This is a genomic window from Sulfuricella denitrificans skB26 (assembly GCF_000297055.2).
GTDB lineage: Bacteria > Pseudomonadota > Gammaproteobacteria > Burkholderiales > Sulfuricellaceae > Sulfuricella > Sulfuricella denitrificans.
The window spans coordinates 2,747,726-2,761,720 of sequence record NC_022357.1 but is presented as its reverse complement, the minus strand read 5'-3'; the positions used below and the strand labels follow the sequence as shown (position 1 = coordinate 2,761,720).

The following is a 13,995-nucleotide window of genomic DNA, read 5'->3' as shown; positions in this document are numbered from 1 at the left end:
TAGCCTCAGAAACTTTAGATAAAAGTGTTTGGAGAGAATAATGACTGAAATGCGTGAACCGATTGAGAGCGGCGTACCAGATCATGTGCAGTACTTGCACCCGATGATGAAGAAAAACTATGGCAGCTGGAAGTATCATGATCGTCCACGTCCAGGTGTGTTGCACCATGTCGCCCACAACGGCGACGAAATCTGGACGGTACGTGCTGGTACCCAGCGTCAAATGGACGTTTACACCATTCGTACCCTGTGCGACATCGCTGACAATTTTGCAGATGGTTATGTCCGTTTCACTACGCGTAGCAATATCGAATACATGGTCACGGACGAGTCGAAAGTGGCCCCTCTGATTGCCGAACTGGGCAAGCATGGCTTCCCGATTGGCGGTACCGGTAACTCGGTCTCCATGATTTCGCATACCCAGGGGTTTCTGCACTGCGATATTCCTGGTACCGATGCTTCTGGTGTGGTTAAGGCGTTGATGGATGAGTTGTATGATGAGTTCATCCACGAAGAAATGCCTAACCGCGTAAAGCTGTCCACCTCCTGTTGCGAGATTAACTGCGGCGGTCAAGCGGACATCGCGATCATTATGCAGCACACCAAACCTCCAAAGATTAATCATGATCTGGTGGCCAATGCTTGCGAACGTCCGACAGTGGTTGCGCGCTGCCCCGTGGCTGCAATCCGTCCTGCACTGGTGAATGGCAAGCCCTCCTTGGAAATCGATGAATCCAAGTGCATGTGCTGCGGTGCTTGCTTCCCTCCCTGCCCACCGATGCAGATCAACGATCCCGAGTTTTCCAAGATCGCTATCTGGGTTGGCGGCAAGAACTCCAACGCCCGTCTCCGCCCAACCTTCCACAAGCTGGTTGCCTCCGGCCTGCCCAACAATGCGCCTCGCTGGCCAGAAGTGGGTGCGGTGGTGAAGAACATTCTGCGTGTGTACAAGACGGATGCCAAACCTTGGGAGCGTATGTCTGACTGGGTGGATCGCATCGGCTGGCCGCAATTCTTCGAGAAAACTGGCCTGCCTTTCACCAAGTACCATATTGATGACTGGCGCGGTGCTCGTGCGACGCTGAACGCTTCCACGCACATTCGGTTCTAATACCCCTGCGTGCCAACTTCCTGCCAGAGTTTCCGGCTGGAAGTTGGTAATCGTCTAACTTTCTATTAACAGGATATTCAGGGATGAAATTCGGAATATTGGTGAATGAAGGCCCGTACAACCACCAGGCGGCAGATACTGCGTATCAGTTTGCCAAGGCGGCGATTGACAAGGGCCACGAAATCCATCGTGTGTTTTTCTATCATGACGGTGTGAACAATGCGAGCAAGCTGACCGAGCCGCCTGCGGATGACCGCAATATCGTCAACCGCTGGAGTAAGATGGCGGAAGAGCATGGTGTTGACTTGGTAGTATGTGTGGCTGCTGCTTTGCGTCGCGGTATCGTGAATGAAAATTTGGCGTCGGGATTTCGGATTTCCGGTCTGGGTCAGCTGGTTGAATCCGGCATCCAGGCGGATCGTCTGGTTACCTTCGGCGATTGATTGGGAGAAGTCATGAGTGAAAGCACAGGAGGTATCGATATGGACGAAGAATCCTCGGGTACCGTAAAAAAATTCGCATTCATTAATCGTAAAGCGCCATATGGCACTATCTATGCGTTGGAATCTCTTGAAGTTGTGCTGATCAGCGCCGCTTTCGATCAGGACGTCAGCTTGGTGTTCATGGACGATGGCGTGTACCAGCTTAAAAAGGGCCAGGGCACCAAAGCAGTCGGTATGAAGAATTTCTCGCCTACCTACCGTGCGCTGGAAGGCTACGATATCGAAAAGCTCTACGTCGAGAAAGAGTCGCTGGAATCCCGCGGTCTGACCGAGGAAGATCTGATCGTCGACGTGGAAGTGCTGACTGCCGAAGAAATGGCGACACTCATGGACGAGCAAGACGTCGTCATGAGTTTCTGATTAGGGGGCGAAAATGTTGCATATCGTAAATAAATCACCTTCTGAGAGAAATGCGCTGGATTCTTGTCTGCGTATGGCCAAGAAGGGTTCCACCATTCTATTGATTGAAGATGCAGTGTATGCCGTGACCAAGGGCAGCACAGTTGAGAGCAAGATGAAGGCGGCAATGGCTAAAGACATCCATGTTTATGCTTTGTGGCCCGATCTGGAGGCGCGCGGCATGCAGGACACCGTGATCGATGGCATCAAGCAGGTCGACTACCCGGGTTTCGTGGATTTGGTAGCAGATAACAAAAACGTCCAGTCCTGGCTTTGATTTAATAATTTTTTTATTTAAGATTTTTTTGAGGAGATGAAACATGGGCTTTGAAATCAACGGCAAGACATACGAAACCGACGAAGAAGGTTACCTGGTTAATCTGAGCGAGTGGGATGAGGAAGCTGCCAAGTACTTGGCGGTGGAAGAGAAAGTCGACCTGACCGATTCGCACTGGGAAGTGATCAACTTTCTGCGCGAATATTACAACGACTATCAGATTGCTCCCGCCGTTCGTGTTCTGACCAAGGCCATTGGCAAGAAATTGGGACCTGAGAAAGGTAACAGCAAGTACCTGTACGAATTGTTCCCCTACGGACCAGCCAAGCAGGCATGTAAGATTGCCGGCTTGCCAAAGCCGACTGGCTGTATCTAAGCTACACCAAGAAAACTGGACGCAGTCGGGATCTGTGAGTCGCCCCAACGGGCGGGTTTCCCCGACTGGCGCCAGCCAGATTAAATGTGTCGACGCCATGTGTTTAACCGTGGCGGAGGCCTAAAGCGAGACCGGGGGAAGTTAATGTCGTTTCTGACCGTGCTGTATGCGTGCATTTTCTACGCGGCTACTGCCATGCTGGTCGGCGGGCTGGCGGTTAAAATTAACCGCTACGCTCGTACGCCTGCACCCCTCAAAATACCAACCACGCCTGCACCGACTACTACGGGCGGTGTAGTGTTTCGGATGGCACGAGAAGTAGCGCTTTTCGAGAGCCTCTTCAAGTCAAACAAATGGATCTGGCTATTCGGCTGGCTCTTTCATGTTTCTCTGTTGCTTGTTACCTTGCGCCATTTGCGCTATTTCACAGATCCGGTCTGGTTCTGGGTGGTATGGGCTCAACCGTTCGGAAAGTATGCCGGTTTCGCTATGGTAGCAGGCCTTGGCGGACTGTGGGCACGCCGCTTCCTGGTTGACCGCGTGCGCTACATTTCGACGCCTTCCGATCATCTGATGTTGGTGCTTTTGCTCGGCATTGGCCTGTCGGGCTTGGGGATGAGTTTTGTTGCGCATACGGATATCGTCGCAGTGAAAGAGTTCTTTCTGGGACTCATGGTTTTCGACCTGCACCCACTCCCGGCCGATCCGGTGCTGCTGGTACATTTGAGTCTGGTGGCATTGCTTATGGTGATTTTTCCGATCAGCAAGCTACTGCATGCGCCAGGGATATTCTTTAGCCCAACCCGCAACCAAACTGACGATTCACGTGAACGGCGTCATATCGCTCCATGGGCAACGAAGTTTGACGTAGGTTCAGGGTCGAAGTCGAAATAGCGTGAAAATTAAAAACAGCAGAAAAATGCGGCAAGCACCAATTAACAGAAGCAGGAGGGACAGTGGCTGCTCCACAATTTGAGGTACCCAAGCTCACGGGAAATATAGAAGTCCCGGCGGTGAAGGAAGGCGCATCGGCACACGTTAGGTCGTATCCTGCCAATGCAGTGATTCAGGAATCAATCGGGTTTCCTGGTGGGGCGGCGCCAGGCGAACTCGTAGAAGGTTGGCACGATAAAGCGATTTCCAAGATGGGCGATCTGCTGGGAAGGTATCGCTCATTGCAGGTTTTCATGGATGCCTGCGTCCACTGTGGCGCATGCACGGACAAGTGCCACTATTTCCTCGGCACCGGTGATCCGAAGAACATGCCGGTAGCACGCCAGGATTTGATGCGTAGCGTTTACCGCCGCCATTTCACCTTTGCCGGCAAGTATTTCCCGTCTCTGGTAGGCGCCAAGGATTTGACCAAGGAAGTTCTTGATGACTGGTACGCTTATTACTATCAGTGTTCCGAGTGCCGCCGTTGCTCAGTTTACTGTCCATACGGTATCGATACCGCCGAAGTGACCATGGCTGGGCGTGAAATCCTGGATACTGTGGGATACGGACAGAAATACACCAACGAAATCATTGGTAAGTTGCACAAGATCGGCAACAATCTTGGCTTGCCCGGTCCGGCACTGCTAGATACTCTGGAAGGCATGGAAGAAGACATGCTTGATGCCACGGGTGTGGCAGTCAAACTTCCGCTCGACGTGGCAGGTGTTGAGGTACTGTTGGTGACGCCGTCAGCAGACTTCTTCGCTGAACCGCATGTAGAGAGCCTGATGGGTTATGCCAAGGTGTTTCACGCTGCAGGCATCAGCTGGACGCTGAGCACTACGGCATCGGAGGCAGGTAATTTCGGCATATTCATTGGCAGCTACGAGAACATGCGTCGAGCAGCCATGCGCATCCGCGAGGCTGCCCTGGAACTGGGCGTGAAGCGCATTGTCGTGGGCGAGTGTGGTCACGCCTGGCGCGTCGCTTACAGCTTCTGGAATACCCTGATCGGTGTCGGCGCGGGCGGTGAAGACCCATTCTCGATCGAACTGCAGAAGCAGCTCGATCCGCGTTACCCGGCTCCGCAGCACATCTGTGAGTTCACGTTAGATCTTATCAAGCAGGGCAAGCTTAAGTTCGACAAGAGCTTGAATGACCATAGAGTTGTCACCTTCCACGATTCGTGTAACGTGGCTCGCGGTTCACGCATGGGCGATATTCCGGGCGGACAATTTATTATCCCCCGTGAAGTCATCAAGGCAGTCGTCAACAATTACCACGACATGGCCGAGGAAACCATTGGCGAGGGCACCTACTGCTGCGGAGGTGGTGGCGGCATTCTGACTGACGACCTGCTGGAGATTCGCGTCAAAGGCGCACTGCCTCGAATGGAAGCGTTTAATAACGAGGTTCAGGAGAACAAGGTCAATTTTCTGGCGTTGATCTGCGCGATTTGCAAGTCGCAGTTCACCAAGGTTGTGCCTTTTTACGGTTTTGATATGAGCATGGTGGGTGGCGTTCACCAACTGGTGAGTACGGCTATCCTGTTGGAAAATAAAGAAGAAGAGTAGTTTTGTAGGGTGCGTCTCGCACCAATACAGTTCGGAACGGTGCGTGCGCAGCGCACCCTACAAGTTGATTTTTAGGAGATTAAGCTATGTCAGTTTCACCTGAAGAGATGAACAAGAATCCAGCCCGCACCTTCCGCCGTTTCAAGGATGGAAAAACTGAGTGGCGCAGTTGGCAAGACAAGATTTTTGAGGCCGATGCATCCCACAAGTGTCCGGAATACGTCCTGAGTACACCACCATGCCAGGGCAGCTGCCCTGCAGGCGAAGATATTCGCGGTTACCTTAATATCGTGCGCGGTGTAGAAAAGCCGGTCGGTGGTGTGTCGATGGAGGAGTACGCATGGCGTCGCCTGACCTCGGCCAATCCTTTCCCGTCAGTGATGGGCCGTGTTTGCCCGGCACCATGCGAATCTGGCTGTAACCGTAATGAAGTAGATGATTTCGTTGGCATCAACTCGGTTGAACACTATCTCGGCGAGTACGCAATCACAAATAATCTGAAATTCGCCGTGCCTGAAGGCGTCCAGAAGTCCGGAAAGAAAGTAGCGATCATAGGCGGCGGACCGGCTGGTTTGTCGGTGGCATACCAGTTGACGTTGAAAGGTCACTCCTGCACGATTTTTGACGAGCACGAGTTGCTTGGTGGGATGATGCGTTATGGCATTCCTGGCTTCCGTACTCCGCGTGCTGTGCTCGACACAGAAATTCAGCGCATCATCGACCTCGGTGTCGAAGTCAAGCTGAATGTGCACATCGGCAAGGACATCACGCTCGATCAGATCAAGAAAGACTACGATGCGATTTTCATGGGCATGGGTGCCCAAGCTGGCCGCCCCTTGCCGGTCCCCGGTGCGGACGCGCCTAACGTCGTGACTGCCATGGCCTTTCTGCGCGCCTTCAATGATGGACGCCTGCAGCACGTAGGCAAGCGGGTAGTGGTGATCGGTGGTGGTGATACTTCTATCGACGTGGCAACGGTTGCGCGTCGTCTGGGACACATCAAGACGGCGAATCCGAGTGAGCGTGCCGAGCACATCATTGCTGGTCAGGTTGCACACGACGTTGCGGCAGTATCTGCCAAGGATGGAGCCGAGGTCGTGTTGTGTTCTCGTTCGCCTGTTGACCAGATGAACGCCAACAAGCATGAGGTCGATGAAGCGCTGGCCGAGGGTATTGAAATCAAAGGCAGCATTACTCCGGTATCGATAGTTGTCGGCGCGGATGGCCGCGCGACTGCCTTGCGCGTTGCAGAGCTTGAGACCGTTGGCGGCAAGCAGGTTGTCAAGGAAGGTACCGAATACGATATTCCGGCCGACCTGATTGTCTCAGCTATCGGCCAGGCGGTTGACTTCACCGGTCTGGACGGCTTCGATAACGGTAAGGGGCTGATCAGTGCCGACAAGCACTATCAGGTTCCCGGACAGAAAGGCATCTTCGTTGGAGGCGACGTGCTCCGCCCTCACCTGCTGACCACTGCCATCGGCCACGGCCGCATTGCAGCTGAGAGTATTGACCATTACCTGAGTGGTGAAGATCTGGGTAAGCGGCCCAAGGTGGATGTGGCTTACTTCGACGTGTTGCGCAAAGAAATCGAGGTTGGACTGGCTCCGGAAAAGTATCAATCACGTAGCAAGGAAGAGGTCAAGAAAGCGGAAGGTTTTGCCAAGGATATCGACTTGGGCGTGCGCGGCACCGACAAAGATAAGTTCGCGGTGCACAACTTTGAGGATCGTTCCGAAAAGTACGTGATCCCTTCTACCGAGCTGTTTCTTGGTCATTTCCCATACACTCCGCGCAATAAGCGCAGCTTCGTGACCCTGACTGCAGAACAGGTGCTGGGTCACTTCGAGGAGCGTCTGGAAGCGCTGGACAGCAAGACGGTAGTCTCGGAAGCGAAACGCTGCATGAGTTGCGGCTTATGCTTCGAATGCGATAACTGCGTGATTTACTGCCCGCAAACTGCCGTGTTCAAGGTCAAGAAGGCGCAATCCACTACCGGTCGTTACGTGGATACCGACTACTCACGTTGCATCGGCTGCCATATCTGCGCAGATGTGTGCCCCACCGGATACATCAAAATGGGGATGGGCGACTAAACATGATTAATCCAGCGAAACGGCGTAGCGTACTGGGATGGCTGGCTGCCGCCCTGTCTGCCCTGCTTCTGGCTGGGGTCATGCCCGCCACTGCAGATGACGAGCACGGTGAGCACAGCAGTCACAAGCTGATCGCAAAGGGAGACAAGTGTGTGCGCGACGAGGATTATATGCGTCGCAATCACATGAAAATCCTCATGCATCAGCGTGACGAGACCATGCGCAAGGGTATACGCGGCTCTCAGGACAGTCTTAAAAACTGCATTGAGTGTCACGTCAATCCAAAGACCAATAGCGTGGCCAGCAGCAAGGAAGACTTTTGCATGGGCTGTCACACCTACGCCGCCGTCAAGCTGGATTGCTTCGAGTGTCATTCAAGCAAACCGAAAGCTCCCGCAGTGGGAATGAATCCGATCGTCACGCCTGAGAAAAAACCTGAAGGCAATGACAAGCAGTCCAGCATGTCCGGAAAAATGCGCTGGCAGTTGCAGGCAAAACAAGCGAGCTTGAACATGGGCGAGGGTGTTAAATGAGCAATGACGTAGATAACAGCCGCAGAAAATTTATCGCAGCAGGAGTAGCTGGTACTGCCGGATTGGTGCTTGCCCCAGGCGTAACGCTGCTTGATATGGCTAATGCGCGCCCGGCAGGGGAGGCGGCTTCCAGCGCCAAGCGCTGGGGCATGCTGATTGATAGTACCAAGTGCGCGACCGGATGTAATGACTGTGTGACCGCATGCGGCAAGGAAAACGGTGTGGCCTCGACGGGTCACCCTGAAACCGATCCGCAATGGATACGCAAGATCGAGTTGAAGGAAGTTAAAACCGGCAAGAGTCATTCACTGCCGATGATGTGCCAGCATTGTGCCGAACCACCTTGCGTAGATGTATGCCCGACTGGCGCCTCGTTCAAGCGCGCTGACGGTATCGTCCTGGTGGATCGCCATATCTGCATCGGTTGCCGTTACTGCATGATGGCCTGTCCGTACAAGGCTCGTTCCTTTGTACACGAGGAGCACGACGATCAGAATCCCGACGTGCCGCGAGGCAAGGGCTGCGTAGAGTCTTGTACGCTGTGTGTGCACCGGATTGACAAGGACCTGGAACCCGCCTGCGTTGAAGCATGCTCGGCGGGGAATCACGGTGCGATGCTGTTCGGTGATCTGAACGATGCCAACAGCGAAATATCCAAACGCATTGCCACCTATGCCACTACCCAAGTTCGTGCGGATTTGGCACTGAACACCGGCGTACGTTACCAGGGGATTTAACGCTATGAACAACGATGTGTTTTGCAAGAGCAAAGACGGCGCCTTTTACTTTGTGCTGGGGGTGATCGGCCTGGTAGTTCTAGCCGGCTTGGGGGCGGCATACTACATGGAACATCACGGTCACGTGGTGACCGGCATGACCAACCAGATCGTCTGGGGCTTGCCACATGTGTTTGCCATCTTCCTGATCGTGGCGGCTTCTGGCGTGCTCAACGTGGCATCCATCGGTTCGGTGTTCGGCAAGCCGATGTATAAGGCGCGTGGCCCGCTCGCCGGCCTGCTTGCCATCGCTATGCTGGCCGGTGGCTTGATGGTGCTGATGCTTGATCTCGGTCGCGCTGACCGACTCATCATTGCAATGACCTATTTGAACCTTAAATCCGTCTTTGCGCTTAATGTATTCCTGTACACCGTCTTCTTTACCGTTGTCGCTCTTTATCTGTGGACGATGTTAGATCGCAAAATGCATGCCTATTCCAAGTATGTCGGCTTTGCCGCCTTTATCTGGCGTCTTGCACTGACCACCGGTACCGGCGCCATCTTCGGATTTCTGGTAGCGAGACAGGCTTATGGAACAGCACTGCTGGCGCCCATGTTCATCATCATGTCATTTTCATTCGGGCTGGCTGTGTTCATGATCGTGCAGGCGGTGATGTACCGCTGGAATGATCGCGTACTGGATGAGGTGATTCTGCACCGAATGAAAAACCTGCTAGCGACTTTCGTTGCTGCGGTACTCTACTTCACCGTGGTGTACCATATGACGAATCTTTATTTTGCAAAACAGGTAGCCTTCGAGCGCTTTATCCTGATTGACGGTGGTGTTTACACTAACCTGTTCTGGTTTGGCCAGATTCTGCTAGGCACTTTCGCGCCGCTGGCAATCCTGTTCCACCCCAGCTTGGGCAAGAGGAACGGCTGGATTGTTACGGCATCGATACTAGTTATACTTGGCGCTTTTGCGCAGCTCTACGTGCTGCTTATCGGTGGCCAGGCATTCCCTCTGAGCATATTCCCCGGTATGGTGGAGAGCAGCAGCTTCTTCGATGGTCAGATACATACTTATAACCCCAGCCTGCCCGAGTTTCTCCTCGGCATGGGTGGCATCGCGGTAGCTGCGCTGATTACAGCAATAGCTGCAAAGGTGCTAAATTTCATGCCGAATGACAAGCATCACACGGTCAGCCACTAGTCAAACTTCGTGCCCGGAGGCGTACTGCTTCCGGGCTAGCAGGAAACTCATTCCGGATACCGCCGGAAGAAAAAGCTCTGGCGGAAACTCACGGAACTCTTTTCTGTCAAAATAGCTGACAGTACCCTTACGCCTCTGCAAATTCCGACTTATGTCCCGCCTGCTAATCTCCGCCGCACATAAATCTTCCGGAAAAACCACCGTCTCAATCGGATTGTGCGCCGCATTCCGGGCGCTCGGCACCAAGGTTCAGCCCTTCAAAAAGGGTCCGGATTACATAGACCCGATGTGGCTTTCCGTTGCCAGTGGGCGCCCCTGTCGGAACCTCGATTTCTTCATGATGGGCCAGGATGAGATCGTCGCTGAATTCCAGCGACACTCCGTAGGTGCGGACGTCAGCCTGATTGAAGGCAACAAAGGCCTGTACGATGGGCTTAATCTCGACGGCAGTAACAGCAATGCCGCGCTAGCTCGTCTGTTGCAGGCGCCAGTAGTGCTGGTTATCGACGCACGCGGTATGACACGCGGAATCGCGCCTTTGATACTGGGCTACCAGGCATTCGACCGGAATATAAATATCGCCGGGGTCATTCTCAATAATCTCGGCGGCGCTCGCCACGAGAGCAAGCTGCGTGCCGTGATCGAGCACTATACGGACGTGCCGGTGATCGGCGCAGTGCATCACGATAAACGACTGGAGATCGTGGAGCGACACCTTGGCTTGATGCCGAGCAACGAGACCGAGGCGGCGACGCTGCACGTGAATGAAATTGGAGAAGTGGTCGGAGCGCAAGTCGATCTCGACAAGTTACTTGAAATCGCGACTTCTGCGCCGCTGTTGCCGGGCCCTGCTCATCTCGGCACCGAGGTGTCCACTCCTGTCTCGCTGCCGAAAGTGCGTATCGGCTGGGCCAAGGACAAGGCCTTCGGCTTCTATTATGCAGACGACATTGATGCCCTGCGCGCTGCCGGAGCTGAGCTGGTCCCGCTGGATACGCTGCACGACCCGCATCTCCCGGAAGTGGATGGATTGTTTATCGGCGGCGGCTTCCCTGAGTTGTTCATGAACGAACTGGAAGCAAACAGCACGTTGCGCGAAGATATCTGCAGCGCCATCGAGAACGGGATGCCGGTATACGCCGAATGCGGCGGGCTCATGTACCTGTCGCGCACGCTGACCTGGCACGGCGAAAAGCGCAATATGGTGGGTCTCATTCCGGGCGATGTGGTGATGCACGAAAAACCAGTCGGCCGAGGTTACGTGCGTTTGAATGAAACGGGTGAGAACCCATGGACGAGCTCGGCCGGGACATCGCCGGTGACTGAAGTGCGTGGCCACGAATTTCACTATTCCAGTTTGGATAACCTGGACACAGGTAGACTGAAATATGCCTACGAGGTCAAGCGTGGTTATGGAATTGATGGTCACAACGACGGTATCGTCTATAAAAATCTGCTGGCTTCTTATGCCCATCTGCGCAGTCTTGGAACATATAACTGGGCAGCCCGTTTCGTAGACTTTGTGCGCAGCAATGCACAAAGAGCAGACAAGCCGGTTGATGGGGGTACGCTGCACTCTGACCGTGCAGCATGATTTAACTTGTTAATATATATAGGAGAAAGTCGATGATTACAGTCACAGCCAAAGCCGCCGAGCAGATTCACCAGGCTGCCACCCAAAGTGAAGCCGAAGGGATGTTTCTGCGGATTGCCGCCCGTCGTGGTATGGATGGAACTATCCAGTATGGAATGGGTTTCGATGAACAGAGTGAAGAAGACATGATGGTGAATTCCGAGGGAGTCACCGTCATCGTTTCGCCTGACAATCTGAATCTGCTGAATGGGGCAGTGCTTGATTTTGTCGAGCTTGATCCTGGCGACTTCCGCTTTATTTTTATCAACCCCAACGATGATGGCGGCTCTTCCTGCAGCACTTCGTCAAGCGGGGCCAGAGGCGGTGGTGGTTGCGGCGGCTGTGGTGGCGGTTGCCACTAATCGGACCCGGGGTTAAACGCCTACCAAGCGGATGGAATTTGATCTCGTCATTATCGGTAGCGGCCCGGGAGGATACAAGGCCGCGATCACTGCCGCTCACCTCGGTGCCAAGGTGGCACTGGTAGAAAGGGGCTTGCCGGGTGGGGTATGCCTCAATCAGGGGTGCATACCGAAAAAAACCCTGCTTCACCTCGCTTCGCTGATCGAGGATGTTAATGGCCTGCAGGGCCGGGGCCTGATTGGCCCGGTGCGCGGGGATTTCATGGCAGCCATGGCGCACAAAGACGAGGTGGTCACCGGCATCCGCAATAATTTTACGGTGTGGCTCAAGCGTCTGGGCGTGCGCGTTTTCATCGGCGAGGGGAAGTTGCTGGGAGATGGCCGGATAAGTGTCCATCCGGTGAGAAACCTGAACTCGCCGGAATGCGATGTACCATTTACCGATAAGGGAAAGCTCACCATCACTGCTCCGCTTGAGCTCAAGACCAAGCGTATAGTCATTGCCACCGGCTCGACGCCGCGTGAACTCGAGGCATGCCCGAGTAATGCCCGGGAGATCATGCACTCGCCCGATTTTATGTACCGGCTCGATCACCTGCCGAAATCCATTTTGTGTGTCGGGGGTGGCTCGATAGGCGTGGAGCTGGGTTTTTTGCTGCATCAGTTCGGTTCCCGTGTGTGTATTGTTGAACAGGGAAACCGGTTATTGGATCGGCCTCATATTCCGGACCGCGCCAGTGCCGTACTGGAAAGGAAATTTGCTCGCATCGGTATAGAAGTGCGCAAGAATGCGACCGTTGCGCAAAGCCAGATCGTCGACGGAAAGGTGGAGATTACGTGTACGGACGGACACCGCGACACCTTCGAACATGTGTTGGTGGCCGTTGGCCGGCGGCCGATGACGGCCGGTCTGGGTTTGGATGAAGCCGGTGTGGCGCTGAATCCAGAGGGCTTCATCGAAGTGACGGAACACCTGGAAACCAGTGTGCCCGGCATTTACGCTATCGGTGACGTCAAGCCCGGCCCGATGACGGCCAATGCCGCCCTTCACGACGCCAAAGTGGCGGCAGCCAATGCCATCAACGGCAATATTCTGCACAGCAATTATCATAAGGTGCCGACAGTCATTCATTCCGCCCTGGAAATCGCGACGGTGGGACTGACCGAAGATCTCGCCGAGCAAGCCGGCTTCGATGCCGATGTGGCACGCTCCAACTTCGGTGGCTCCGGCAAGGCCCGCGCGCATCACGATTATGAAGGCTTCATCGAGGTGGTACACGATGCCGAGACCGGTCAGTTGCTGGGCGGCTGCATAGTCGGGCCGGAAGCGGGCGAGCAGATTCACATGATGTCGGCGGCTTGCCAGTCCGAACGCGGATTGTGGTTCTTCACCGATATGAGCTACAGTCATCCCTCTTGGTGCGAGGAGCTGGAGACCGTAATCGATCCCTATACCTCGGCATTCTCGAAGTCCGGCAAGGAGGTGTTTCGCCCCGGCATCTTCGCCCGCCATCCAAAATAAAACAGCCGATCTTCCGGTTATAATCAACAGCAACAAAACACCCAAGGGGAAAATATGGCAGCCAAACCCGGAGAACGAAAACTCCAGATCCTGCAAAATCTGGCGGAAATGTTGCAGAAACCGCAGGGCGAGAAAATTACCACCGCTTCCCTGGCCGCCAGGATCGGCGTATCCGAGGCGGCGCTCTATCGCCACTTTGCCAGTAAAGCGCAGATGTTCGAGGGTTTGATAGAGTTTATCGAGCAGACCCTGTTCGGCATGATCACCAAGATCACCAGCGAAGAGAATAACGGCGTGAAACAGCTGGAGGCTGTACTGCCCCTGCTGCTCGGTTTTGCCCAGAAGAATCCCGGCATGACCCGGGTGCTGATCGGCGAGGTGCTGGTCAATGAGGATAGCCGCCTCCAGGCTCGCATCAACCAGCTGCACGATCGGCTTGAAGCCACGCTCAAGCAGTCATTGCGCCTTGCCGCGAACCAGCAGGAAATTCCAACCGAGATTGATGCCGCTGCTCAGGCCAACCTGATGATGAGTTTTGTGGTCGGCCGCTGGCATCAGTTCGCCAAGAGCGGCTTCAAGCGCGAGCCAATGGAATTCTGGCCGGCACAGGGGCGGGCGCTGATCAAAGGGTGAGTGCTGAGTTGATAGTCCTGAGTAACATCTTTCAGGTATCCGTATTGCGCGGTTGGCTTTACTCCGACATTGTTAGACTGAATCCTCGGTGGCCAAATAAACAACCGATTG

The 13,995-nt window shown here is 54.3% G+C and carries 15 protein-coding genes; all 15 read left to right on the top strand.

The features are described from left to right. Nucleotides 1–40 precede the first annotated feature (40 nt). The 15 genes from dsrB to slmA all read left to right on the top strand — a co-directional run bounded on the left by dsrB (nucleotide 41) and on the right by slmA (nucleotide 13,884). Nucleotides 41–1,111 carry a dissimilatory-type sulfite reductase subunit beta gene (dsrB, locus tag SCD_RS13440; RefSeq protein WP_009207523.1) on the top strand — a complete coding sequence of 357 codons (1,071 nt, stop codon included), beginning with the start codon at nucleotides 41–43 and terminating at the stop codon, nucleotides 1,109–1,111. 83 nt (nucleotides 1,112–1,194) lie between these two features. After that, complete coding sequence (tusD, locus tag SCD_RS13435) at nucleotides 1,195–1,554, top strand: sulfurtransferase complex subunit TusD (RefSeq protein WP_009207524.1); 360 nt, start codon at nucleotides 1,195–1,197, stop codon at nucleotides 1,552–1,554. Nucleotides 1,555–1,566: 12 nt separating this feature from the next. Further along, nucleotides 1,567–1,974, top strand: coding sequence for a sulfurtransferase complex subunit TusC (gene tusC / locus SCD_RS13430; RefSeq protein ID WP_009207525.1), 408 nt, complete (start codon nucleotides 1,567–1,569; stop codon nucleotides 1,972–1,974). Between the two features lie 13 nt (nucleotides 1,975–1,987). Next, nucleotides 1,988–2,290 (top strand): sulfurtransferase complex subunit TusB, encoded by a 303-nt coding sequence (gene tusB / locus SCD_RS13425; RefSeq protein ID WP_009207526.1) that lies wholly within the window; start codon nucleotides 1,988–1,990, stop codon nucleotides 2,288–2,290. Nucleotides 2,291–2,333: 43 nt separating this feature from the next. Continuing rightward, nucleotides 2,334–2,666 carry a TusE/DsrC/DsvC family sulfur relay protein gene (locus SCD_RS13420; RefSeq protein ID WP_009207527.1) on the top strand — a complete coding sequence of 111 codons (333 nt, stop codon included), beginning with the start codon at nucleotides 2,334–2,336 and terminating at the stop codon, nucleotides 2,664–2,666. A gap of 144 nt (nucleotides 2,667–2,810) precedes the next feature. Further along, nucleotides 2,811–3,560 carry a respiratory nitrate reductase subunit gamma gene (locus SCD_RS13415; RefSeq protein ID WP_009207528.1) on the top strand — a complete coding sequence of 250 codons (750 nt, stop codon included), beginning with the start codon at nucleotides 2,811–2,813 and terminating at the stop codon, nucleotides 3,558–3,560. A gap of 62 nt (nucleotides 3,561–3,622) precedes the next feature. Beyond that, nucleotides 3,623–5,176, top strand: a complete 1,554-nt coding sequence (gene dsrK / locus SCD_RS13410; RefSeq protein WP_009207529.1) for a sulfate reduction electron transfer complex DsrMKJOP subunit DsrK — start codon at nucleotides 3,623–3,625, stop codon at nucleotides 5,174–5,176. 86 nt (nucleotides 5,177–5,262) lie between these two features. After that, nucleotides 5,263–7,272 (top strand): NAD(P)-binding protein, encoded by a 2,010-nt coding sequence (locus tag SCD_RS13405; RefSeq protein WP_009207530.1) that lies wholly within the window; start codon nucleotides 5,263–5,265, stop codon nucleotides 7,270–7,272. A 2-nt stretch (nucleotides 7,273–7,274) separates the two neighbouring features. Next, nucleotides 7,275–7,805, top strand: coding sequence for a hypothetical protein (locus SCD_RS15890; RefSeq protein WP_009207531.1), 531 nt, complete (start codon nucleotides 7,275–7,277; stop codon nucleotides 7,803–7,805). Next, nucleotides 7,802–8,542, top strand: coding sequence for a sulfate reduction electron transfer complex DsrMKJOP subunit DsrO (gene dsrO, locus SCD_RS13395; protein WP_009207532.1), 741 nt, complete (start codon nucleotides 7,802–7,804; stop codon nucleotides 8,540–8,542). The genes SCD_RS15890 and dsrO overlap by 4 nt, the downstream gene beginning before the upstream one ends. A 4-nt stretch (nucleotides 8,543–8,546) precedes the next feature. Then, nucleotides 8,547–9,734 carry an NrfD/PsrC family molybdoenzyme membrane anchor subunit gene (gene nrfD, locus SCD_RS13390; RefSeq protein ID WP_009207533.1) on the top strand — a complete coding sequence of 396 codons (1,188 nt, stop codon included), beginning with the start codon at nucleotides 8,547–8,549 and terminating at the stop codon, nucleotides 9,732–9,734. A gap of 151 nt (nucleotides 9,735–9,885) precedes the next feature. Beyond that, nucleotides 9,886–11,328, top strand: a complete 1,443-nt coding sequence (locus SCD_RS13385; RefSeq protein WP_009207534.1) for a cobyrinate a,c-diamide synthase — start codon at nucleotides 9,886–9,888, stop codon at nucleotides 11,326–11,328. A 32-nt stretch (nucleotides 11,329–11,360) separates the two neighbouring features. Next, nucleotides 11,361–11,729, top strand: coding sequence for a HesB/IscA family protein (locus SCD_RS13380; protein ID WP_009207535.1), 369 nt, complete (start codon nucleotides 11,361–11,363; stop codon nucleotides 11,727–11,729). Between the two features lie 31 nt (nucleotides 11,730–11,760). After that, nucleotides 11,761–13,251: a dihydrolipoyl dehydrogenase family protein gene (locus SCD_RS13375; RefSeq protein WP_009207536.1), complete on the top strand. Its 1,491-nt coding sequence runs from the start codon at nucleotides 11,761–11,763 to the stop codon at nucleotides 13,249–13,251. 54 nt (nucleotides 13,252–13,305) lie between these two features. Further along, nucleotides 13,306–13,884, top strand: a complete 579-nt coding sequence (gene slmA / locus SCD_RS13370; protein WP_009207537.1) for a nucleoid occlusion factor SlmA — start codon at nucleotides 13,306–13,308, stop codon at nucleotides 13,882–13,884. Nucleotides 13,885–13,995: the final 111 nt, after the last annotated feature.

What these genes read in the sequence shown, in the direction of transcription:
- dsrB (WP_009207523.1), top strand. Translation starts at nt 41, where the DNA reads ATGACTGAAATGCGTGAACCGATTGAGAGCGGCGTACCAGATCATGTG.
- tusD (WP_009207524.1), top strand. Translation starts at nt 1,195, where the DNA reads ATGAAATTCGGAATATTGGTGAATGAAGGCCCGTACAACCACCAGGCG.
- tusC (WP_009207525.1), top strand. Translation starts at nt 1,567, where the DNA reads ATGAGTGAAAGCACAGGAGGTATCGATATGGACGAAGAATCCTCGGGT.
- tusB (WP_009207526.1), top strand. Translation starts at nt 1,988, where the DNA reads ATGTTGCATATCGTAAATAAATCACCTTCTGAGAGAAATGCGCTGGAT.
- SCD_RS13420 (WP_009207527.1), top strand. Translation starts at nt 2,334, where the DNA reads ATGGGCTTTGAAATCAACGGCAAGACATACGAAACCGACGAAGAAGGT.
- SCD_RS13415 (WP_009207528.1), top strand. Translation starts at nt 2,811, where the DNA reads ATGTCGTTTCTGACCGTGCTGTATGCGTGCATTTTCTACGCGGCTACT.
- SCD_RS13405 (WP_009207530.1), top strand. Translation starts at nt 5,263, where the DNA reads ATGTCAGTTTCACCTGAAGAGATGAACAAGAATCCAGCCCGCACCTTC.
- SCD_RS15890 (WP_009207531.1), top strand. Translation starts at nt 7,275, where the DNA reads ATGATTAATCCAGCGAAACGGCGTAGCGTACTGGGATGGCTGGCTGCC.
- dsrO (WP_009207532.1), top strand. Translation starts at nt 7,802, where the DNA reads ATGAGCAATGACGTAGATAACAGCCGCAGAAAATTTATCGCAGCAGGA.
- nrfD (WP_009207533.1), top strand. Translation starts at nt 8,547, where the DNA reads ATGAACAACGATGTGTTTTGCAAGAGCAAAGACGGCGCCTTTTACTTT.
- SCD_RS13385 (WP_009207534.1), top strand. Translation starts at nt 9,886, where the DNA reads ATGTCCCGCCTGCTAATCTCCGCCGCACATAAATCTTCCGGAAAAACC.
- SCD_RS13380 (WP_009207535.1), top strand. Translation starts at nt 11,361, where the DNA reads ATGATTACAGTCACAGCCAAAGCCGCCGAGCAGATTCACCAGGCTGCC.
- SCD_RS13375 (WP_009207536.1), top strand. Translation starts at nt 11,761, where the DNA reads ATGGAATTTGATCTCGTCATTATCGGTAGCGGCCCGGGAGGATACAAG.
- slmA (WP_009207537.1), top strand. Translation starts at nt 13,306, where the DNA reads ATGGCAGCCAAACCCGGAGAACGAAAACTCCAGATCCTGCAAAATCTG.